21 protein-coding genes are annotated in these 20,782 nt (G+C 69.1%); 2 read left to right on the top strand and 19 right to left on the bottom strand.

What is annotated here, in order from left to right:
- Positions 1 to 32 precede the first annotated feature (32 nt).
- Together ACT3UL_RS08165 and ACT3UL_RS08170 are read right to left on the bottom strand one after the other, a co-directional pair.
- Positions 33 to 1,142, bottom strand: a complete 1,110-nt coding sequence (locus tag ACT3UL_RS08165; protein ID WP_444577734.1) for a hypothetical protein — start codon at positions 1,140 to 1,142, stop codon at positions 33 to 35.
- Positions 1,139 to 2,173 (bottom strand): hypothetical protein, encoded by a 1,035-nt coding sequence (locus ACT3UL_RS08170; protein WP_444577735.1) that lies wholly within the window; start codon positions 2,171 to 2,173, stop codon positions 1,139 to 1,141. The genes ACT3UL_RS08165 and ACT3UL_RS08170 overlap by 4 nt, the downstream gene beginning before the upstream one ends.
- Positions 2,174 to 2,376: 203 nt before the next feature.
- On the opposite strand from ACT3UL_RS08170, the gene nucS reads away from it, so the two are divergent.
- Both nucS and ACT3UL_RS08180 read left to right on the top strand, forming a co-directional pair.
- On the top strand, positions 2,377 to 3,084 hold the full coding sequence (nucS, locus tag ACT3UL_RS08175; protein WP_444577737.1) for an endonuclease NucS: 708 nt from the start codon (positions 2,377 to 2,379) through the stop codon (positions 3,082 to 3,084).
- A gap of 35 nt (positions 3,085 to 3,119) precedes the next feature.
- Positions 3,120 to 4,355, top strand: a complete 1,236-nt coding sequence (locus ACT3UL_RS08180) for an N-acetylglucosamine-6-phosphate deacetylase (RefSeq protein WP_444577739.1) — start codon at positions 3,120 to 3,122, stop codon at positions 4,353 to 4,355.
- Between the two features lie 85 nt (positions 4,356 to 4,440).
- Here ACT3UL_RS08180 and ACT3UL_RS08185 read toward each other — a convergent pair whose 3' ends face one another.
- From ACT3UL_RS08185 to ACT3UL_RS08265, 17 genes are all read right to left on the bottom strand, one after another.
- Positions 4,441 to 4,881: a DUF2550 domain-containing protein gene (locus tag ACT3UL_RS08185; protein ID WP_444577741.1), complete on the bottom strand. Its 441-nt coding sequence runs from the start codon at positions 4,879 to 4,881 to the stop codon at positions 4,441 to 4,443.
- Positions 4,882 to 4,899: 18 nt separating this feature from the next.
- Entirely contained in the window at positions 4,900 to 5,172 is a 273-nt protein-coding gene (locus ACT3UL_RS08190) for a F0F1 ATP synthase subunit epsilon (RefSeq protein ID WP_444577742.1), read from the bottom strand.
- Positions 5,169 to 6,626: a F0F1 ATP synthase subunit beta gene (gene atpD / locus ACT3UL_RS08195; protein WP_444577743.1), complete on the bottom strand. Its 1,458-nt coding sequence runs from the start codon at positions 6,624 to 6,626 to the stop codon at positions 5,169 to 5,171. The genes ACT3UL_RS08190 and atpD overlap by 4 nt, the downstream gene beginning before the upstream one ends.
- Positions 6,627 to 6,679: 53 nt before the next feature.
- Complete coding sequence (locus tag ACT3UL_RS08200) at positions 6,680 to 7,594, bottom strand: F0F1 ATP synthase subunit gamma (RefSeq protein WP_444577745.1); 915 nt, start codon at positions 7,592 to 7,594, stop codon at positions 6,680 to 6,682.
- Between the two features lie 73 nt (positions 7,595 to 7,667).
- Positions 7,668 to 9,293 carry a F0F1 ATP synthase subunit alpha gene (gene atpA, locus ACT3UL_RS08205; RefSeq protein ID WP_444577747.1) on the bottom strand — a complete coding sequence of 542 codons (1,626 nt, stop codon included), beginning with the start codon at positions 9,291 to 9,293 and terminating at the stop codon, positions 7,668 to 7,670.
- Positions 9,294 to 9,374: 81 nt separating this feature from the next.
- Positions 9,375 to 10,190, bottom strand: a complete 816-nt coding sequence (locus ACT3UL_RS08210) for a F0F1 ATP synthase subunit delta (RefSeq protein ID WP_444577748.1) — start codon at positions 10,188 to 10,190, stop codon at positions 9,375 to 9,377.
- A 9-nt stretch (positions 10,191 to 10,199) separates the two neighbouring features.
- Positions 10,200 to 10,739: a F0F1 ATP synthase subunit B gene (locus ACT3UL_RS08215; protein ID WP_444577750.1), complete on the bottom strand. Its 540-nt coding sequence runs from the start codon at positions 10,737 to 10,739 to the stop codon at positions 10,200 to 10,202.
- 10 nt (positions 10,740 to 10,749) lie between these two features.
- Complete coding sequence (gene atpE / locus ACT3UL_RS08220; protein ID WP_319021471.1) at positions 10,750 to 10,989, bottom strand: ATP synthase F0 subunit C; 240 nt, start codon at positions 10,987 to 10,989, stop codon at positions 10,750 to 10,752.
- 79 nt (positions 10,990 to 11,068) lie between these two features.
- Positions 11,069 to 11,911, bottom strand: a complete 843-nt coding sequence (gene atpB, locus ACT3UL_RS08225; protein ID WP_444577807.1) for a F0F1 ATP synthase subunit A — start codon at positions 11,909 to 11,911, stop codon at positions 11,069 to 11,071.
- A 166-nt stretch (positions 11,912 to 12,077) separates the two neighbouring features.
- Positions 12,078 to 12,569, bottom strand: coding sequence for a hypothetical protein (locus tag ACT3UL_RS08230; protein ID WP_444577752.1), 492 nt, complete (start codon positions 12,567 to 12,569; stop codon positions 12,078 to 12,080).
- Positions 12,553 to 13,677: a glycosyltransferase family 4 protein gene (locus tag ACT3UL_RS08235; protein ID WP_444577754.1), complete on the bottom strand. Its 1,125-nt coding sequence runs from the start codon at positions 13,675 to 13,677 to the stop codon at positions 12,553 to 12,555. Before ACT3UL_RS08235 ends, ACT3UL_RS08230 begins: the two co-directional genes overlap by 17 nt.
- Entirely contained in the window at positions 13,674 to 14,726 is a 1,053-nt protein-coding gene (locus tag ACT3UL_RS08240; protein ID WP_444577755.1) for an L-threonylcarbamoyladenylate synthase, read from the bottom strand. Before ACT3UL_RS08240 ends, ACT3UL_RS08235 begins: the two co-directional genes overlap by 4 nt.
- On the bottom strand, positions 14,723 to 15,661 hold the full coding sequence (gene prmC, locus ACT3UL_RS08245) for a peptide chain release factor N(5)-glutamine methyltransferase (protein WP_444577808.1): 939 nt from the start codon (positions 15,659 to 15,661) through the stop codon (positions 14,723 to 14,725). Before prmC ends, ACT3UL_RS08240 begins: the two co-directional genes overlap by 4 nt.
- 158 nt (positions 15,662 to 15,819) lie before the next feature.
- Positions 15,820 to 17,013 (bottom strand): peptide chain release factor 1, encoded by a 1,194-nt coding sequence (gene prfA / locus ACT3UL_RS08250; RefSeq protein ID WP_444577757.1) that lies wholly within the window; start codon positions 17,011 to 17,013, stop codon positions 15,820 to 15,822.
- A gap of 73 nt (positions 17,014 to 17,086) precedes the next feature.
- Positions 17,087 to 17,296 (bottom strand): 50S ribosomal protein L31, encoded by a 210-nt coding sequence (rpmE, locus tag ACT3UL_RS08255; RefSeq protein ID WP_444577759.1) that lies wholly within the window; start codon positions 17,294 to 17,296, stop codon positions 17,087 to 17,089.
- 166 nt (positions 17,297 to 17,462) lie between these two features.
- Positions 17,463 to 18,461: a LacI family DNA-binding transcriptional regulator gene (locus tag ACT3UL_RS08260; RefSeq protein WP_444577761.1), complete on the bottom strand. Its 999-nt coding sequence runs from the start codon at positions 18,459 to 18,461 to the stop codon at positions 17,463 to 17,465.
- A 13-nt stretch (positions 18,462 to 18,474) separates the two neighbouring features.
- On the bottom strand, positions 18,475 to 20,490 hold the full coding sequence (locus ACT3UL_RS08265; RefSeq protein WP_444577763.1) for an aldo/keto reductase: 2,016 nt from the start codon (positions 20,488 to 20,490) through the stop codon (positions 18,475 to 18,477).
- Between the last annotated feature and the right edge of the window lie 292 nt (positions 20,491 to 20,782).

Consider the following 20,782-nt stretch of genomic DNA (forward strand, 5'->3'; position numbering starts at 1 on the left):
GAGATCTCCCGGGTGCCTCGTCCCCGTGGGGATCACTTCCCCGTGGCGCCCAGCGTGGTCAGGGTGGCACCGATGGGCTGCACCTGGGCGGATGCGCCCTTCTTCGCGCCCTTCGCCCCCTTCGCGGGGATGTACAGGGCGACGTGCGCGCCGTAGGTCCGGACGTACTCCTTGGTGAACTCCTTCGTGCCGATCACCTTGGTGTACGCGTTGTCCTTCGCATACCGCATGGTCGCGCCGTCCTGGATGGTCACCGTCCGGGTCGACGTCAGGGTGCCCATGACGATGGCTCCGCCGTCGTCCGTGCGCAGGCCGACGAACTCCTTGTCGGTGACCTTGTAGATCTCCTTCACGGTCGCGGCCTCGTCCTTCTCGACGCCGGCGTTGAGCTCCGTGCGCTCCGTCTTGATCTGCTCGTGCCGCTCCACCTTGAAGGGGTCGTCGGCGAGCAGGTCGTCGGGGTCGTCGCCGTCCCCGTTGGAGAGCACCTTCGCATACAGCGCCAGAGCCTTCGCGGGAGTCATGAGCAGGTCCTCGGAGTCCACCTCGACCTTCTCGGCACCCACCAGCTCGTTGGGCACCTGGGGCATCTCGATGCCCACCGCCTGCTGCGCCCAGCCCCAGGTGGTGTACGGCGACTGGGCGTCGGCCTGCTGCATCGCCATGAAGTAGGGGACGCCGTCCTTCGCCGAATCCTCGACCAGGGCGATCGCGACACGCGGGAACTCCGCGGTGACGGTGGTCATCGGCACCAGCAGCGACGCGCCGGGGACGCTGAGGAAGGCTGCCCACTCGTCGGCCTTCTTGATCATCGCGTAGGCCGACTTGCGGAACGACACGGCGGATCCGGTGACGCGGGGCGCGAGCTTCTTGACGTCGGCCTTCTTGTCGGCGGCGACCACCGCAGCGTTGATCTCGCTGACATAGGTCTCGAACTGCTCGACCGTGTTCACGGGGGTCGGCTCCGCGGCGGAGGGCCCCTTCGGCGGCGCAGGCGGCACATCGGGCTCCGAGGCGCAGGCGGAGAGCACTCCGGCGGCGAGGAGGGATCCCGCTCCGACCAGGAGTCCACGGCGGGGAACGGGGCGGCTGGTCATCTGCGGGTCCTTCCACACAGGCGTGCTGCGGTTCTGGCGGGTCATCGACGATCCTCGCTGTCCAGGTCATCCGGGGTGTCCAGGTCATCCGGGGTGTCCAGGTCATCCGGGGTGTCCAGGTCATCCGGGGTGTCGGTGTCCTCGCCGAGGTCCCAGACGTCGTGCTCCGGGTCCGTCGGGTCCTGGAGGGCGGCGTCCGGGGCAGCGACGTCGTCGCCGTCCCCCTCGACCGGGGAGAGGATCTCGGTGTCGTCCTGCGAGGACCGGACCGGCCCGTCGGACGCCTCGCTCTCGAGATCGTGCTCGTTCCCCACGGCGTCCCCTTCGACAGGGTCGCTCCCCACAGCATCGTTCCCCTCGGCGTCGGCGTCGGAGCCGGGGTCGACGGCGGCGCGGTCCGTCTCCGCAGCGGCGTCGGAGGCTTCCAGCTCGGCGTCCTCGTCGTCCTCACGGCGTCGGCCGCCGATCGAGACGACGAGCAGGACCAGACCGATCACGGCGATCGCGGCGCCACCGGCGTAGGCGAAGGGAACCCACTCGTTCTCATCCTCGACGGGCCAGGTGATCGAGATCGAGTCCGCACCGGCCTCGGTGCCATCGGTGACGACGAGGATCGCGCGATACGCCTGCTGGTTGTCCCCGTGCTCGCCGGCGGCGAAGTCGGCGATGTCCAGCGTGTACGGCGAGGGCTTCGTCTCGACCGTGCGCCACAGGTCCGATCCGGTGGGATCGGTCAGCTCGGCGGCGCCCTCAGGGTTGACCGCCTCCGTGCTCAACGTGGTCCAGTCGCTGGCCCCGGTGATCCGCGTGTAGGCGGTGTCGGCCAGGTACGCCTCGATGTCGCTGTTGTCCGCCGTGATGAGAGAGACGTCCGACGCGCCCTCGATCGTCACCTCGCCCTTCTGGCCTCCGACGTACAGGACGCCCGGATCGATGACCACGGCGGGGCCGGGATCGCTGAGCTCCACCGTCGCTGTGGTCTTCGTCGGCGGGGCCCAGGTGGTCTCACCGAGGCGTCCCAGCACCAATCCGATCACTCCGATCAGGATCAGGAGGACGGCGAGGAGGCGTTGCACGATAAGTGCTCCTTCAGAACGGCCCCGACGGGCCAAGGTGGCAGATCAGTCCACGATAGGGGGATGCCGTGCGCGGCAACAGTCCCCCGTGACCATGTGCACCCGGGTAAAGGCCCCCTCATGGGCTTCCCATGGGCGCCTCAGCTGGCGTGCGGAACGGCAGGGACGTCCGGCATCCGGGCGCGGTGCCGTACCCTGGCGGGGTGCGTCTCGTCGTTGCCCGTTGCTCCGTCGACTACACCGGTCGACTCACCGCCCACCTCCCGCTGGCCCCACGCCTTCTCATCGTGAAGGCCGACGGCAGCGTGCTGATCCATTCCGATGGAGGCAGCTACAAACCCCTGAACTGGATGAGTCCGCCCTGCACCCTGGCGACGACGCGTCGCGAGGAGGCGGAGGCCGTCGACGACCCCGAGGGCGAGTGGATCGAGCAGTGGGACGTCACCCATGCCAAGACCGGTGACCGGTTGCGGGTGCGTCTGCACGAGGTCTTCGAGGACTCCACCCTTGAGCTCGGAGTCGACCCCGGCCTGCAGAAGGACGGCGTCGAGGCACACCTCCAGGCACTGCTGGCGGAGAACATCGAGACCCTCGGCGACGGCTGGTCGCTCGTGCGCCGGGAGTACGGCACCGCCATCGGCCCGGTCGACATCCTCGCCCGCGACCAGGACGGCGGATCGGTGGCCATCGAGATCAAGCGCCGCGGCGAGATCGACGGCGTCGAACAGCTCACCCGCTATCTCGAGCTGCTCAACCGCGACCCCCTCCTGGCGCCTGTGCGCGGCATCTTCGCCGCCCAGGCCATCAAGCCCCAGGCTCGCGTGCTCGCCGGAGACCGCGGGATCGACTGCGTGACACTGGACTACGACGCTCTGCGCGGGATCGACGACGTCGACTCCCGGCTGTTCTGACCTCCCCCGCTCGCCCCACCGCACCAGGAGCCCCCTTGCGCACCGCTGCCCACCCGGACCACTCCCCTGCGGCGGTCTCCGCCGACCTCGCCCTGCGCGGCACGGCCCTGCTGGAGCGCGGACTGGTGCCCGACGCCCTCGTGCTCGTCTCCGGGCAGGACATCATCTGGTCCGGCCCCTCGGCGCATGCTCCCGAGCACACCGCCGAGGACACCGTCCAGCACGAGGGGCTGATCCTCCCCGGACTGGTCGACCTGCACTGCCATGGCGGCGGCGGCGTCTCCTTCCCCGACTCCACCTCCTCGCAGGAGATGCTCACCGCAGTGCTCGAGCACCGTCGCCATGGGACCACCTCTCTGGTCGCCTCCCTGGTCACGGCGGACGGCGCCACCTTGCGCGACCGGGTCGGAGATCTCGCGCAGCTCGCGGCCGACGGGGAGATCGCGGCGATCCACCTCGAGGGCCCGTTCCTCTCCGTCGCCCGCTGCGGGGCACAGAATCCCGAGCACATCACCGCCGGCGACGCCGATCTGGTGCGGGAGCTCGCCCAGCTCGCCGGCGGAGCACTCGCGACCATGACGGTCGCCCCGGAAGCGGAGGGCGCCGACGCCGTGATCGAAGCTCTCGCCGAGGTCGGAGCGATCCCCTCCCTCGGGCACACGGACGGCTCCAGCGCCCAGATGACTCACGCCGTCGCGCTGGCCGGCGACCAGCTGCGCCGGGAGCACGGGCGTTCGGCCCGCCCCACCGCCACCCATCTGTTCAACGGCATGCGGCCGATCCATCACCGTGATCCCGGTCCCGCGCTCGCGGCCCTGGATGCTGCGGCCCGCGCGGATCTCGTGGTGGAGATCATCGCCGACGGCGTGCACCTCGATGCGCGCACCGTCGCCCATGTCTTCGCGCTCGCCGCCGAGGACTGCGTGGTGCTGGTGACCGACGCGATGGCCGCTGCCGGGATGCCGGATGGCCAGTACAGCCTCGGCTCGCTCGACGTCACGGTCACGGCCGGGGTCGCCACGCTCACCGGCGGCACCTCGATCGCCGGCGGGACAGCGCATCTGCTCGAGGTGGTGCGGTTCGCCGTGCTCGAGGCGGGTGTCGACCTGGTCCGCGCGGTCCGTGCAGCCTCCGTCGTCCCCGCCACGGTGCTGGGTCAGCAGGATCGGCTCGGGTCGCTCGAGCCGGGTCGCCGCGCCGACATCGTGCTCGCCGACACCGATCTGCAGCCCGTCGCCGTGCTGCGGGGCGGCCAGCGGGTCGACGCCTAACAGGCCCGTGCCCAGCAGATCGGGCACAGCAGGTCCACGCCCGGCAGACCGACGGTCAGCGAGTCGTCCGGCACCGTGGCTGCGGTCAGTCCGCGTCTCCCATGACGAGACCGGTCGGTGCGGCCTCGATCCAGGAGTTCAGCGCCGCCCCGGAGGCGAGGTCCATGATCGCGACGATCGTGCGCCCGCCACGCAGCGTGAACTCCACCAGGTAGCTGTCCTCTTCCCCCTCGATACGGGAGGGAAGCCGACGCCGGGTCACGTCGAGCAGCTCGAGACGCCGGATGACCACCTCGGGACGGACCCACAGCGAGAAGGCCCGGTGCCACCGCAGACGATCAGTCCCGAACCGCATCAACCCGTGCTGCCAGGTCGACCTGGTCACCAGGCCGCGCCGCTGCAGGGAGCATTCGAAGGCGCCGCGCTGACGGCTCAGAACGATCTGGCGGCCCACCAGGAACACCGCCAACACGACGAAGAGCATCCCGACCCCCAGGAGGAGGATCGGGATGCTCAGATCGATCATGGACTGCTCAGGCGCCGCTCAGTGATCCGACTCGAGGAGCTCGGCATCGTCGACGCCGATCGTGACCTTGTCGGAGTCCACGGACACGAAGCCACCATGGACGGCCCGCTCGGCGACCGAGCCGTCCTGGTCGATGATGCGCACCTGCCCGTCGCCGAGAACGGCGAGAGTGGGCTGCATCTGCGGCAGGATGCCCATGGAGCCGTCGGCCGCGGGCACGACCACCTGGGCGGCCTGACCGGACCACACGGTGCGACCGCTCGTGACGAAGGTGACCTCGAGTGCACTCACGCCCCGAGCTCCTTCTGGATGCGGTGGTGGTTCTCCATGACCTTGTCGATGCCGCCGACGTTGAAGAACGCCTGCTCGGTGATGTGGTCGAACTCGCCGTCGCAGATGCCCTTGAAGCCCTCGATCGTGTCGCGGAGCGAGACGTCCGAGCCGTCCACACCGGTGAACTGCTTGGCGAGGTGGGTGTTCTGCGAGAGGAACTGCTGGATGCGGCGCGCGCGCGACACCGTCACCTTGTCCTCCTCGGAGAGCTCGTCCACGCCCAGCATCGCGATGATGTCCTGCAGCTCCTTGTTGCGCTGCAGCACCATCTTCACGCGCACCGCGGTGTCGTAGTGGTCCTGGCCCACGTACTGCGGATCGAGGATCCGCGAGGTCGAGGTCAGGGGGTCGATCGCCGGGTACAGACCGCGCGAGGCGATCTCACGGGAGAGCTCCGTGGTGGCGTCGAGGTGGGCGAAGGTGGTCGCCGGTGCCGGGTCGGTGTAGTCATCGGCCGGCACGTAGATCGCCTGCATCGAGGTGATCGAGTGGCCGCGGGTCGAGGTGATGCGCTCCTGGAGCACACCCATCTCGTCCGCGAGGTTGGGCTGGTAGCCCACGGCCGACGGCATACGACCCAGCAGGGTCGAGACCTCGGAGCCCGCCTGGGTGAAGCGGAAGATGTTGTCGATGAACAGCAGCACGTCCTGGGCCTGCACATCGCGGAAGTACTCCGCCATGGTCAGCGCCGAGAGCGCGACGCGCAGACGCGTGCCCGGCGGCTCATCCATCTGGCCGAAGACCAAGGCGGTCTTCTCGATGACGCCCGACTCCGTCATCTCCTCGATGAGGTCCCAGCCCTCACGGGTGCGCTCACCGACGCCGGCGAACACGGAGACGCCGTCGTGGTTGTTCGCCACGCGGTAGATCATCTCCTGGATGAGGACCGTCTTGCCGACGCCCGCGCCGCCGAACAGGCCGATCTTGCCGCCCTGCACGTACGGGGTCAGGAGGTCGATCGACTTGATGCCGGTCTCGAACATCTGGGTCTTGGACTCCAGCTGGTCGAAGCTCGGGGCCGTGCGGTGGATGGGCCAGCGCTCGGACACCTGAAGGGTCTCGCCGTCAGGGAGGTTCAGCGCGTTGCCGACCACGTCGAACACGGTGCCGAGGGTCGCGTCGCCGACGGGCACCGAGATCGGGGCGCCGGTGTCGGTGACGTCCTGGCCGCGGACGAGTCCGTCGGTGGGCTTGAGCGCGATGGCGCGGATCATGCCGTCGCCGAGGTGCTGCGCGGTCTCGAGGGTGAGGACCGTCGAGTCGAGGCCTGCGCCGCTCACCTCGACACGCGCAGTGAGCGCGTTGTACATGGCGGGGATGTTCCCGGGCGGGAACTCGATGTCGACGACGGCGCCGGTGACACGCGCGATACGACCGGTCGCGGTGGCGGGGGCGGGAGCTGTGGTGGTCATGTGGCTTCTCTCCAAGGGGTCGGGCCGGCGCTCAGGAGCGCTGGGCAGAGGTCTCAGCGTTCGGTGCGCCCGGATCCGGAGAGGGCGTCGGCGCCGCCGACGATCTCCGTGATCTCCTGCGTGATCTCCGCCTGGCGAGCGGTGTTCGCCAGTCGGGTGAACTTGTCGATCTGGGTCTGTGCGTTGTCCGTCGCGGTCTGCATCGCTCGCTGCCGGGAGGCGTGCTCCGAGGCGATGGACTGCATCAGGGTGTTCACGATGCGCGACTCGACGTATCGCGGGATGAGCTCGCCCATGACGGATTCGGCGTCGGGGGTGAACTCGTAGAGCGGGAACGTCGGCTTCTCGCCGCCGTCCTCGGCCTCCACGATGCCCATCGGCACCAGCCGGGAGACGCGTGCGAACTGCTGGAACCGGCTCTTGAACCGCGTTCCGACCAGGTACAGCTCATCGACGTGGACCGCGGGGTCCTCGCTCAGCAGCACTTCGGTGAGGGTCTCGGCGATCTCGTGGCCGAGGGACGCGAGCTCCTCCTCCTTGTACGGAGTCCACGTCTTGACCGACGGACGGTTGCGGAACCGGTAGTACGAGTCGCCCTTGCGGCCGACGATGTACATGTCCACGGTCTTGCCCTCGTCGCGCAGCGAGTTGCCGAGCTCCTCCGCCTCACGGATCGCGTTGGGCGAGTACGAACCCGCCATGCCGCGATCGGAGGTGATCAGCAGGATCGCGACGCGGTTGGTCTGCGTGCGGTCCTGCTCCAGGAAGGGATGCGCGAAGTCGGTGGAGTGCGTCGCGACCGCTCCGATGGCCTGCGAGATGGCATCGGCGTACGGCGTCGTGGCGAGCACGCGGGCATGCGCCTTGGCGATGCGCGTGGCGGCGATCATCTCCTGGGCCTTGAAGATCTTCTTCATGCCCTGAGCGGATTTGATCCGCTTCTTGTACTCCCTCTGCTGTGCTCCCATGTCTCTCCTCGTGCGTGGCGTGAAACCGGCGTCCGCCGTGCCCGCCCTCCCGGGCGGGCACGGATGAATCGGATCAGCCGCGGACGATGTTCTCCTGCTCGATGTCCTCGTCGTCGAGGCGCTCGCTGACGTCGTTCACGCCTGCGCTCTTGCCCTTGCCCGCGAGGAAGTCCTTCTTGACCTCGTCGAGGATGCTGGACAGCTCCTCCTCGGTCGCGGACTCGAACTTGCTCGTGCTGCGGATCGCGTCGAGCACGCCTCCGTTGTGACGCAGGTGCTCCAGCAGGTGCGCCTCGAAATCGCGGACGTCCTCGAGATCGATGTCGTCGAACTTGCCCTTGGTGCCGGCCCAGATCGAGACGACCTCCTCCTCCATGGGGAAGGGCGAGCTCTGGTTCTGCTTGAGGAGCTCCATCAGGCGGGCACCACGGTTCAGCTGCTGCTTGGACGCGGCGTCGAGGTCCGAGGCGAACATCGCGAAGGCCTCGAGGTCGCGGTACTGCGCGAGCGAGATCTTCAGCGTGCCCGAGACGGCCTTCATGGCCTTGGTCTGGGCGGAGCCGCCGACGCGGGAGACCGAGATGCCGACGTCGACCGCCGGGCGCTGGTTCGCGTTGAACAGGTCCGACTGAAGGAAGCACTGGCCGTCGGTGATCGAGATGACGTTGGTCGGGATGTAGGCCGACACGTCGTTGGCCTTGGTCTCGATGATCGGCAGGCCGGTCATCGAGCCGCCGCCCAGCTCGTCGGACAGCTTCGCGCAACGCTCGAGCAGACGCGAGTGCAGGTAGAAGACGTCGCCCGGGTAGGCCTCGCGGCCCGGCGGACGCCGCAGCAGCAGGGACACGGCGCGGTACGCCTCAGCCTGCTTGGAGAGATCGTCGAAGACGATGAGGACGTGCTTGCCCTCGTACATCCAGTGCTGACCGATCGCGGAGCCCGCGTAGGGAGCGATGTACTTGAAGCCGGCCGGGTCGGAGGCCGGAGCCGCGACGATGGTCGTGTACTCCAGGGCACCGGCCTGCTCGAGGGTCGAGCGCACCGACGCGATGGTCGAACCCTTCTGGCCGACGGCGACGTAGATGCAGCGAACCTGCTTCTGCGGGTCACCGCTCTCCCAGTTCGCCTTCTGGTTCAGGATCGTGTCCAGCGCGATCGCGGTCTTGCCGGTCTGGCGGTCGCCGATGATCAGCTGACGCTGACCGCGGCCGATCGGGGTCATGGCGTCGATGGCCTTGATCCCGGTCGCCAGGGGCTCCTTGACGCTCTTGCGCTGCATGACGCCGGGAGCCTGGAGCTCGAGGGCGCGGCGGCCGACGGTGTCGATCGTGCCGAGGCCGTCGATCGGGGCTCCGGTGGGGTCGACCACGCGACCGAGGTACCCGTCGCCGACGGGCACGGAGAGGACCTCGCCGGTGCGACGGACCTCCTGGCCCTCCGCGATGCCGGAGAACTCGCCGAGGATGACGACGCCGATCTCGCTGAGCTCGAGGTTCAGCGCGAGGCCGAGCTCCCCGTTCTCGAAGCGGACGAGCTCGTTGGCCATGACGTTGGGCAGGCCCTCGACGCGGGCGATGCCGTCGGCCGACTCGGTGACCCGGCCGATCTCCTCGCGGTCGGTGGAACCTGCCTGGTAGGTGGACACGGCGGTGTCCAGTGCGTGCCGGATGTCCTCCGGGCGGATCGTGAGCTCAGCCATCGCGGTGCTTCGCTTCCTCTCGTGGTCCCGTCGCTGCGGGGGTGATGTGTGGTGCTGGGGCAGGTGCCGCGGCCGGAGCCGTCAGGACACCAGGTGTTCGCGGGCCTGGGCGAGGCGCGCGAGGACGGTTGCGTCGTAGAGGTCGTCTCCGACATGGATCCGCAGACCGCCCACGACGTCCGCTGAGACTTCGAGGTTCATCTGCACCTCACGGCCGTAGATGCCGGCCAGGACCGCAGCGAGACGGGACTGCTGGGCCTCGTCGAGCGGACGAGAGGTCTCGACCACGGCAAGGAGGCAGCGACGACGGTCCGAGGCGAACTCCGCGATCTCGCGCACCCGGCGCGAGGGCTTCTGCTCGGTGCGTCGGGACACGGCGCGGACCGCGAGGGCCCCCGTGAGCCGGTGGGCACGTCCCTCCAGCAGCGTGCGGATGACCCGCCCGCGGGCCGCAGGATCCTTCCGTGCGTCATCGAAGCTCGAGGACAGCTCAGCGCTGTCGTCGATCAGACGCGAGACCTGGAACAGCTCCTCCTCGACCTGACCGAGGACGCCCTCGCGCTCGGACTGCTCCAGCAGGGCGGTCACCCCCAGCCGCTCCAGGGCGTCGAGGATGTCCTCCTGCTCGGACCAGCGCCGACGCACGACCTCGAGGGTGAGGCCGAGGGCGGCATCGCTGACCTTGCCGGTCAGCAGCGCACGGACGGCCGACTCCTTCATCTCGGCGTCGCGACCGGAGTCGCTGAGCAGACGCACGAGCTGATTGCTGGAATCGATCGCATCGGCGATCGCGAACAGTTCGTCCGCGGTGCTGTCCAGGGAGAGGCCGTCCGTCGCGAAGACGGACTGGGCCTGCTGGACGACCTCGGCGAACGAGGTGGAGGAAGTTCCTCGCATCACTGATCCTTATCGGGTGGCGGACTGGCTCGACTCGAGGTCGTCCAGGAACCGGTCGATCACGCGGCGGGAGCGCTCATCATCGGTGAGGGACTCCCCGACGATCTTCGAGGCCAGGTCGCTCGCGAGCGATCCGACTTCGCTGTGGAGCTGCGTGGAGGCCGTCTGGCGCTCCGCGGACAGCTGCTGACGGCCGGCGACGAGAACGCGCTCGGATTCGGCTTCGGCGCGAGCCTTGGCCTCCTCGACGATGCGTGCGCCGTCCTGGCGTGCCTTCTCGCGGATGCCTGCGGCTTCCTGACGAGCGGCGGCGAGCTCCTGCTCCTGGGTGGCCTTGAGATCATCGGCCTGCTGCTGGACCTCTTCGGCCTTCTTCAGCCCGCCTTCGATCTTCTCCGCACGCTCATCGAGCACGGCGGTGAGCCGCGGCAGGACGAACTTCATGAAGACGACGACGAAGATGACGACGAAGATCAACGTCCAGATGATCTCCGGGACATCGGGCAGCAGGAGCTTGTAGCCCGGAACTTCTGCTTCAGCGGTGAGCATCAGGGGAGCCTCAGGCCGTTCCGCCGAAGATGAGGCCGGTGACGATGGCCAGCAGCGTCAGGATCTCCGTGAAGGCGATACCGATGAACATGGTGGTCTGCAGCTGGCCGCGCAGCTCGGGCTGGCGCGCGGTGGCCTCAGCGGTCTTGCCGACAATGATGCCGATGCCGATACCGGGGCCGATAGCGGCGAGGCCGTAGCCGATCGACGCGACGTTGCCGTTGATTTCGGAGAGGATCATCGGGTCCACGGGGATTCCTTTCGTTGTGCTGCCCGGGCGGGCAGCAGACAGGGGTCTTGCGGGGAGGTGCGGGAACGGAGGCGAGCGCTCAGTGCTCGTCCGAGGAGGCCATCTGGATGTACACCGCGGCCAGCATCGTGAAGATGAAGGCCTGCAGCGCGGCGACGAAGATCTCGAAGCCGTAGATGCCGATGGCGAGGGCTCCGGCGAACGGGGAGGCCACGATGAGCCAGGTGCCCGAGAGCAGCAGCCCCTGGGTCAGCCCGATGAAGACGACCAGCATGATGTGGCCGGCGACCATGTTCGCGAGCAGTCGGATCGTGAGCGAGGCCCAGCGGATCAGGATGACCTGGAGGAACTCGATCGGGATCAGCAGGATGTAGATCGGCTTCGGCACACCGGGAGGCATGGTCTCGTGCTTGAGGTAGCCGCCCAGCCCGTGCTTCTTGATGCCGGCGACCACGTAGGTCACGAAGGTCCACAGCGCCAGCAGCAGCGGGAAGCCGATCACGGAGGTGCCCGCGAGGTTCAGACCCGGGACCACCCCGGCGAGGTTCATCGCGAGGATGAGGAAGAAGAGGGTGATCAGGAAGGGGGCGAAACGCCGGCCTTCCCGGATCCCCAGGGTGTTCTGGATGATCGTGCCGTGCACGAACTCGATCAGGATCTCGACGATGCTCTGCGCGCGGCCGGGGACCAGCTTGGCCCGGGAGGCGATCACGCACATCACGATGAGCACGACCGCGATGACGATCAGGCGCACGAGCTGCACCCGGTTGAACTCGAACGGGGTCCCGGCGAAGAGGATCGGCGGCGGGAAGAATTCCGCCAGGCTCGGGATATGGAAGAGCGAATCGCCCTCTGCGTACAGCGTGGGGCTGAGGTCTGCGGTGTTCAGCTCGATCTCCCGTGGTCGTCTGGCCGGACGCAGTCGCGTCGGCCGTGGCCGTCATGTTGATCGAGTCCATCCCGGGGCGGCCACCATGCGTACGACGATGGACGACGCTAGGCGTTCCGGGTGGTCGATCAGTGGTCGAACTCGCTGCGGTATTGCACCGTGATCAGCGGTCGAGCACCTTGGAAATCATAACAGAGAGTCAGGATCCGGACTGGTCCTCGGAGGGGTCTGCGACCTGCTCCACATCGAGGGGCTGACGGGACCGTGCCAGCAGGGTGACCTCGACCGCTACAGCCGAGACCGCGCCCACCAGCAGGGCGAGTCCGATCCACCGGGTGGAGACGCCGGCCATGTCGCGCACGATGATCAGGACGAGGATCACAACAAGCATCTTCACCGCCCAGCTGCCGAGCACGGTCGCGGCCATCGACACCGGCGTCATCCGCGGGCCGGCGAAGGTGATCGCGAGGGTCGGCAGGACGACCACGAGCGTGAGGCCCGTGCCGATGAGCGCACCGACGAGCGCCGGCGAGTCGGAGCTCATGGCTGCGATCACGATGACCACGACGTCCAGCGCCATGCCGACGACGAGCGCCAGGATCAGGGCCCGCTGCATCGCGCGATCTCCCACGGCGCGACGACGCGGCGTCGACCCCGTAGGGGTGGCGGGGCTGTCAGGACGAGGGGACATCGGATTCCTTCCGGCGGCGCCCGGGGCGCCATCTGAGCGGGTCGAAGGTCAGCAGGAGCGCGAGGAGGAGCCCGCACACCCAGAAGATCACGACAGCCTGGGTGGACAGCACGATGGGCAGCAGCAGACCGACCGACACGACGACCGTCCACGTGTACATGATCAGCACGGCGTTGCGCTTGGAGTGCCCCAGGCGCAGCAGCCGGTGGTGCAGGTGAGCCTTGTCGGCATGGAACGGGGACTTGCCCGAGCCGATCCGCCGCACGACGGCGAGCGCGAAGTCGAGGAACGGGATGACCATCACGCCGATCGGCAGCAGGATCGGCAGGAACTGGCCGAAGAAGTCCGCCCCCGACAGTCGTGCGGGATCCACCTGACCGGTCACCGCGATCGTGCTCGCGGCAAGAAGGAGACCCAACAGCATCGATCCGGAATCCCCCATGAAGATCCGGGCACGGGTCATGTTGTGGGGCAGGAACCCCAGACAGGCACCGATCATCACCGCCGTGAGCAGGGCGGCGAGCGAGGAATAGTCGGTCGTCGAGGCGTTGCGGGTGAGCGTGTACGCGTACACGAAGAAGGCCGAGCCCCCGATGGCCATCACTCCGGCGGCGAGGCCGTCGAGGCCGTCCACGAAGTTCACGGCGTTCATGCAGACCACGACCACGAGCACGGTGAGGATCAGGGCCGAGCGCTCGGACAGGATGGTCACGCCGCCGATCGGCAGGGTCACCAGGCTGACGCCCTGCCAGGCGAGGAGCATCGCCGCGAGGATCTGGCCCGCCAGCTTCGTCATCCAGTCCAGGTCCCACTTGTCATCCGCTGCGCCGAGCAGGCAGACGAGGCCGGCGGCCGCGAGGATCGCCCAGGGCTGCCGGTTGTCCTCGAACAGCCCCTCGAGGAAGGGCACCTTGCTGGCGATCACCATCGCGGCGGCCACACCGATGAGCATCGCGAGTCCGCCCAGCCGGGGGGTCACGGCATCATGCACGTCACGCTCCCGCACCGCGGTCATCGCCCCGGCTCGACGGGCCAGCAGCCGCACGGCCGGGGTGACCAGGTACGTCACTGCCGCAGAGATCAGCAGGACGAAGAGATAGATCCTCACCCCGCAGCGTGTCCGTCGCGGGGAACACCCTCGGTATTCGCCGGGTCCGCCGCGGCGGTCGTCGCTACGTCGGCGCCGTCATCCGCGGGGACGACGGGGGCAGCGGGCTCGGCGAGCTCGGCGGGGGACGTCGAGGACTGTCCCAGGTCGGGCTCGGACGGGAGGTCGAGCGCGGAGGCATTGGCCGCGGCAGCAGAACCGCCCGGCACGGACCCGTCGGCGGCAGAAACGTCAGTGGCCGAACCGTCAGTGGCAGAACCGTCGGTGGCAGAACCATCTGCTGCAGAGCCGTCGACGGCAGCACCGTCGACCGCAGAGCCATCGTCCGCTGCCTCGTGCGAGCCCGTCCCGTCTGCGTCGATTGCGTCGACTGCGCCGTCCGGGTCGTCCTCGGAGGCCTCCGGCGCGGGAGCGGCGAAGATGTCGCCGACGACCGCGATGATCTGGTCCTTGGTGAGGCTGCCTTCTCGGACGATCTCCGCAGGCTCCACGGTGGCATCGAGAATGGTCGAGCCGGTCCCGATCCTGGCAGTTCCTCCGTCGAGGTACTCCTCGACGCTGTCCCCGAGCTGCGTGGCGGCATCGAGCACCGTGAGCGCGGCGGGCTTGCCGCTGCGGTTCGCGCTGGAGACGGCGAGCGGACCGGTGCGGCGCAGGAGCGCCAGCGCGATCTCGTCGTCCGGCATGCGCAGGGCGACGGTTCCGCGGGTCTCCCCCAGGTCCCAGGTCAGCGACGGCTGGGCGGTGAGGATGATGGTCAGCGGGCCGGGCCAGAACTCCTCGGCCAGCTGCTCGACGTAGTCGGGCACGTCGGTGGCCAGCGCCAGCAGGACGGCGTGGTCTCCCACGAGGACCGGCGGTGGCACGTCGCGTCCGCGCCCCTTGGCGTCGAGCAGGGCGTTGACGGCATCCGGGGTGAAGGCGTCAGCCCCGATGCCGTAGACGGTGTCCGTCGGCAGGACGATCAGCTTGCCGTCACGGACGGCGTCGGTCGCGGCCGTCAGTGCGGCGTCGCGGGATTCTGGGTTCTGGGTGTCATGCACGCTCACGAGGTCAGTCTCTCACTTCCGGGGTCGGGGTCCGCGTCGGCACGGCGAGCGACCAGGAAGCGGTCGCGGCCGGTGAGATCACGGGCGGTGCGCAGGGTGTCGAATCCGCCGTGCTGAGCAGCGGCGCGCCGCGCAGCGTCCCCCTGGACGTCGGCGTGCTCCATGACCAGCACTCCCCCGGGTCGCAGCAGACGGGCGGCCCAGGAGATCACGGCGCGCGGGACCTCCAGCCCGTCCGGCCCCCCACCGAAGAGAGCACGGTGCGGGTCGTGGTCGAGCACCTCGGCATCCCGAGGCACCGCCTCGGGCGGGATGTAGGGCGGGTTGGAGACGACGGCGTCCACGGGTCCTTCCGCGCACAGCGTGGTCAGGACCGCTGCGGAGGCGCTCGACGGGTCGTGCAGGGCCGCCGTCAGATCGGCGGGCAGCACGCGGCCGCGGCCTGGGCCGGCCATCTCGAGATTCTCTCGAGCGAGGTCGATCGCCGCCGGGTCGACCTCGACCGCGGTGACGCGGGAGTCGGGCATCTCGTCGAGGATCGCGGCGGCCAGCGCTCCGCTTCCGGTGCACAGGTCCACCACGCTGCCCAGAGCGCCGGCGGACTCCTCGCGCAGCAGATCCACGGCGAGCTCGGTCTCCGGCCGCGGGATGAAGACCCCCGGTCGCACCGCGAGCATCAGCCGACGGAATGGGGCACGGCCCAGGATCAGCTGGAGCGGCTCGCGCTGCTCGCGGCGGGCGGTGAGCGCCTCGAGATCTGCGGCGAAGGACTCCGGCAGCTCGTCGAGCATCACGAGCGGCCCCTCGGTGCGGGCCGCCGCGGCGATCAGCGCGCGTGCGTCGACGCTGGACGACGGCACCCCGGCGACTCCGAGGCGCGCTGTGGTCTCCGCGAGGGCGGAGCGCAGGCGATCCCTCGCGGCAGCGCCGGACAGCGCAGCAGCCGGAACCGACGGGGCCGACGGGGCCGACGGAACAGACCCAACAGATGCCCTCGACGCAGCGGACCCAGAGGACGCCGTCGGGTCGCTCGTCACCGTATCGGTGGTCGTTGGAACAGTGGGCGCCGGATCAGTGCTCGCTGAATCGGTGCTCATCGAGCCTCCTCGGCAGCGATGCGCTGGGCGTCCTCGAGGCGGGCGGCGCGCTCGGCGTCCCGGGAGGAGGCGATGAGATCCTCGAGGTCGCCGGAGAGCACAGCGGCGAGGTTCCCCGCCTTGTACCCGGTGCGATGATCGGCGACCCGTGACTCGGGGAAGTTGTAGGTGCGGATGCGCTCGCTGCGATCGACAGTGCGCACCTGGGAGCGGCGGGCCGCGGAGGACTGCGCCTCCTGCTCGGCGCGGCGCGCGTCCAGCAGCCGGGTGCGAAGGATGCGCATCGCCTGCTCACGGTTCTGCAGCTGGCTCTTCTGGTCCTGGCAGGAGACCACGAGGCCGGTGGGGACGTGGGTGATGCGCACCGCCGAATCGGTCGTGTTCACGCTCTGCCCGCCAGGGCCGCTCGAGCGGTACACGTCGATCCGGAGGTTCGCGGGTGCCATCGCCTCGGCGAGCACCTCGCCCTCGTCGGCCTCGTCCGCCTCGGGCAGGACGAGAACGCCCACCGCTGAGGTGTGGATGCGGCCCGCGGATTCGGTGACCGGCACGCGCTGCACGCGGTGCACGCCGGCTTCGTGCTTGAGGTGGGCGTAGACGCCGTCGGCCGGGGTGGTGCCGGCGCGCGCGGTGATCGCCGCGGTGACGTCCTTGAATCCCCCGAGGTCGGACTCCGCGGAGGTGAGGACCTCGACGCGCCAGCCGTTGCGCTCCGCGTAGGAGCGATACATGCGCAGCATCTCGGCCGCGAACAGGGCGGACTCCTCACCGCCTGCCCCGGCCTTGATCTCGAGGAGGACGTCCCGAGCATCGTCGGGATCCCGGGGTGCGAGGAGATCCTCGAGGTGCTCGCGCTCGATCTCGAGGCGGGCGGAGAGCTGCTCGGCCTCGGCCGACAGCTCGTCGTCGGCCTCCCCCAGCTCGATCAGCTCACGAGCGGTCTCGAGATCCGCGGTCGTGGACTCGATCCGTGCGGCGGCCTCCAGCACCGAGTCGATCTCGGCGTAACGACGACCGACCCGTCGGGCGCGCGCGGGGTTGTCATGGAGATCGGGATCTGCCATCGACTCCTGCAGGCGGGCATGCTCGCTGCGCAACGGGTCCAGACGGGCATCACTGTCTCCCCCGGCATCACGGATCCCACGGGCATCGTGGGCCCCGCGACCGTCAGCGGTGTCGTCGTCCTTCATCAACCATCACGCCCTCACATGCGACGACGCCGGTGCACGCCCTGGGGCGCGCACCGGCGTCGGAGACTCGGTGTCAGGCCTTCTTGCCGTAGCGGGCCTGGAAGCGGGCCACGCGGCCGCCGGTGTCCAGGATCTTCTGCTTGCCGGTGTAGAAGGGGTGGCATGCGGAGCAGACCTCGGTGCTGATCGCACCGTCGGTCTTGGTGCTGCGCGTGGTGAACGAGTTACCGCAGGTGCAGGTCACCTGGGTCTCGACGTACTTGGGGTGGATATCAGCCTTCATGTCTCTCCTTCTCGGGGTCGCTGGGTCGGCGCCCGGGCGGGCGCCGTGAACCAGAACCGACGTCACAGTCTGCCACGGCACGCACCCCCGGAGCGAGGAATCCGGATGCGGCGTGCGCAACATCGCGAATCCAGGTGGTGGACGGCCACGGGACGGACTGGACACCTCAGGTCGAGGCGCGGACCTCCAGGTGATAGGGCACCGTTCGATGTGCATCTGGCCCCTTCAGCGGAACGGTCCCCTCGAGCATCCCTGCCACCAGCTCGACGGTCTCCCGCGCCACCGCCTCGATGTCGATGCTCAACGAGGTGAGCTCGGGAGTCACCAGCGATCCGATCTCAAGTCCGTCGATACCTACGAGGCGGACCTGGCCGGGAATCTCGATCTCCATCGAGCGCAGTGCACGCAGCAGGCGCACCGCGAGCTCGTCGTTGAAGGCGATGAGGGCGTCGGCACCGGTGGCGAGTGCCACCTCGAGGGCCTCACGGTGGCCGGTGCGGGCGTCGACCTCATGAATCAGCACCTCGCCGTCATCCGTCAGCTCGCGGAGTGCAGCAGCGAGGGTGAGAGCCCGGCCGCCTATCGGGCCGCCGGTCAGGTCCAGCACCAGCGGGCGCCGCACGCCCACATCCCGGAGGTGCCCCACGAGCTCGGGCATCGCCTCCGTGAACAGCTGCTCGACCACGCCTCCGGCGTCGAGATGCTTCCGGCCGCCGTCCAGCTGCACCACGGGCATGCCCGTGCCGCCGCGGATGTCGCCGGTCCCCACGCCGTAGCCGACGATCGCGTCGACCCGGCGCGCCAGGTCAGCGGCGACGCTCTCCGGATCAATAGCGTTCTCCGCCTCGACCAAGACCACGTTCCACCCGTACGGAGCGCAGGCACGCACCACTGCCGTACCCAGCTCCCCGTAATACGCGTTGGTCAGGTCCATCACCACCAGGCCGAGGGTGATGGGACCCTGCTCGACCAGGCCCCGCCCGAAGCGGGAGGGGCGATAGCTGAGCTCGCGTGCGGCGTCGAGCACTCGTTCACGAGTGGCGACGCTGATGCCGGGCATGTCGTTCATCGCCCGCGAGACCGTCTGCCGGGAGACCCCGGCGCGCTGAGCGACGTCGATGATCGTCGCACGGTGCGTGCCGGGGCTGTTCGCCTGCTGCGTCATGCGCGGAAGTCTGTCACGCCCGCTGCTCGGCCCGCAGGTCGAGCCACGCGAGGTCGCTCTCGGCGAGTTCGACTCCGAGTCCGAGGGTCGACGAGCGCATCTCGGCGATGCTGCGCGGGCCGAACAGCGGGAACGTCGGGAACTTCTGGTGCAGCACGAAGGCGAGGGCGATCGCCGTCGCGGGCACCCCGCGCTCAGCGCCCAGGGTCTCGGCCCGGGCCAGCCGCTCGAAGTTCTCGTCGCTGTAGTAGCAGCGCACGAGCTCCGCATCGGAACGGTCCTCGGGGTGCGCCCGCCCGGTGAAGAACCCTCGCGCCTGGGACGACCACGGCAGCAGCGCGATGCCACGATCCTCGAGCCATGCCTTGGAGTCGGCGTCGGTGGCGTGGACGCAGCCCGCCCACGGCACATCCAGCGCCTCCGCCAGACCGAAGTGGTTGGAGAGAATCGTGAACCCGGCGCGGCCGTTCTCCCGGGCGTACGCGTTGGCCTCGTCCACCCGGGCAGGGGTCCAGTTGGAGCCGCCGTAGGCACGGATGCGACCGGCCCGCAGGTGCTCGTCCATGACGTCGACGAACTCCCCGACCGGGATCTCCGGGTTGTCGCGATGCATCATGTAGAGGTCCGCGTAGTCGGTGCCCTGACGCTCGAGGGACTCCTGGAGCTGACGGGTGATCGACTCCGGATCGCAGTGCGGGGTGTGGGCGCCCTTGGTGATCACGACGACGTCCTCACGCACACCGCGGTTCTGCACCCACTTCCCGAAAAGCCCCTCGACGTACCCGCCGCCGTAGATGTAGGCGGTGTCGAAGGTGGTGCCGCCGATCTCGTAGAAGGCGTCGAACATCGCCGAGGCGTGGGCCAGGTTCATCTGGTTGTCGCAGCCCATCACCAGGCGCGAGACCTTCTTCTCGATGCCCGGGAGCTCCCCGTAGACCATCGACGGGCCGGACTGCACGCTGCCGGCGACGAGCGGGCGCCCGGTGAGGGTGGGGATGTCCGCGTCATCCGCCTCGAAGGGGAAGCGCAGCCCCAACTCCTCGCGCCACGCGTCCAGCGCCCGGGCCTGGCCGAGCGAGTTCTCGGCGGTGACCTCGGGGACCGCAGCGCCCTCACGGGCAGCGCGGGCGAGAGCATCGGCCTCGCGCGCGTACGCGGCGGACTGCGGGATCTCGAGCCGCTGCGGCTCCTTGCCGACGACGTCGAGCTCGATGACCTGCTGCTCACCGAGGGCCCACGGGTCCGACAGCCGGATCGCACCGCGAGAGCCGATGATCGTCGCGGTCTGCGGATCGGCAAGGCGCACCCCGGTGCGCAGGCTGGCCGTGATCCCGCCGGGCAGAGTCACCTCGGCGCTTGCCCACTCGTCGACCCCGGTCTCCCCGATCGTGCCGCTGCCCCGCAGAGCCGTCGGATCAGCGAAGGCAGCGCCCTGCGCGGCACCGGCGACGAACCGTGCGAAGGACAGCGGGTAGCAGCCGACGTCGAGGATGCCGCCGCCGGCGACGGCCGGGTCGAAAAGGCGCCCGGTGCGTCCGCCGGTGTCGAACGCGAACGAGGCGTCGACGTGGGTGACGTCGCCGATCGCTCCGTCGGCGACGAGCTCGAGGACCTTCACGGTCTGCGGGTGGAAGCGGTACATGTACGCCTCCAGGAGCACCTTCCCACTGCGCACGGCGAGGTCGGTCAGCGCCATGGTGGTACCGGAGTTCGGAGTCATGGGCTTCTCGCACAGCACGTGCTTGCCGGCCTCGAGGGCGGCTGCGGCCAGGCGAGCGTGACCGGTGTGGACGGTGGAGACGTAGACGCCGTCGACCTCGTCGGAGGCGAGGATCTCCTCGTAGGTGCCCAGCAGAGCGGGCTCGGCGAGGGGGAACTCCTGGGCGAAAGCGCTGGCGCGCTCGGGCGAGCTGCTCCCGACGGCAACCAGGACGCCGTCCTGCGAGGAGGGGAGCTGGGTGGCGAAGCGGCGGGCGATGCTGCCCGGGCCGAGGATCGCCCAGCGGAACGGGGTGGAGGAGGTGCTCATGGAGACGTCGTCGTCCTTCGAGTTCGAGGCCAGTAAGAGTCGTGAACGTTCACGACCATGTCACCCTATCCCGCTCCCCCGCGGCTCCACAAGCGCACTACTTAGCGCGGGTCCATGATGACGACGACCGGCCGAACCGTTGACGCACCATTATCCCAATGGCATGATCTGCGTCACCCGTGAACGTTCACGGAACTGCGACTGCCACTCAAGGAGGAGGGTGCGTATGAGCGCTGCGCTCACACGACGTCCATTTCGAAGTTCCCCACCGCGGAATCATCCTTCGCGACGA

Origin of the sequence: Brachybacterium sp. 107 (assembly GCF_052379725.1) — a bacterium.
Taxonomy (GTDB): Bacteria; Actinomycetota; Actinomycetes; order Actinomycetales; family Dermabacteraceae; genus Brachybacterium.

Excerpts from the sequence above, each read along its gene's own strand:
- ACT3UL_RS08165 (WP_444577734.1), bottom strand. The coding sequence starts at position 1,142 with ATGACCCGCCAGAACCGCAGCACGCCTGTGTGGAAGGACCCGCAGATG.
- ACT3UL_RS08185 (WP_444577741.1), bottom strand. The coding sequence starts at position 4,881 with ATGATCGATCTGAGCATCCCGATCCTCCTCCTGGGGGTCGGGATGCTC.
- atpD (WP_444577743.1), bottom strand. The coding sequence starts at position 6,626 with ATGACCACCACAGCTCCCGCCCCCGCCACCGCGACCGGTCGTATCGCG.
- ACT3UL_RS08200 (WP_444577745.1), bottom strand. The coding sequence starts at position 7,594 with ATGGGAGCACAGCAGAGGGAGTACAAGAAGCGGATCAAATCCGCTCAG.
- atpA (WP_444577747.1), bottom strand. The coding sequence starts at position 9,293 with ATGGCTGAGCTCACGATCCGCCCGGAGGACATCCGGCACGCACTGGAC.
- ACT3UL_RS08210 (WP_444577748.1), bottom strand. The coding sequence starts at position 10,190 with ATGCGAGGAACTTCCTCCACCTCGTTCGCCGAGGTCGTCCAGCAGGCC.
- ACT3UL_RS08215 (WP_444577750.1), bottom strand. The coding sequence starts at position 10,739 with ATGCTCACCGCTGAAGCAGAAGTTCCGGGCTACAAGCTCCTGCTGCCC.
- ACT3UL_RS08230 (WP_444577752.1), bottom strand. The coding sequence starts at position 12,569 with ATGTCCCCTCGTCCTGACAGCCCCGCCACCCCTACGGGGTCGACGCCG.
- prfA (WP_444577757.1), bottom strand. The coding sequence starts at position 17,013 with ATGAAGGACGACGACACCGCTGACGGTCGCGGGGCCCACGATGCCCGT.
- rpmE (WP_444577759.1), bottom strand. The coding sequence starts at position 17,296 with ATGAAGGCTGATATCCACCCCAAGTACGTCGAGACCCAGGTGACCTGC.
- ACT3UL_RS08260 (WP_444577761.1), bottom strand. The coding sequence starts at position 18,461 with ATGACGCAGCAGGCGAACAGCCCCGGCACGCACCGTGCGACGATCATC.
- ACT3UL_RS08265 (WP_444577763.1), bottom strand. The coding sequence starts at position 20,490 with ATGAGCACCTCCTCCACCCCGTTCCGCTGGGCGATCCTCGGCCCGGGC.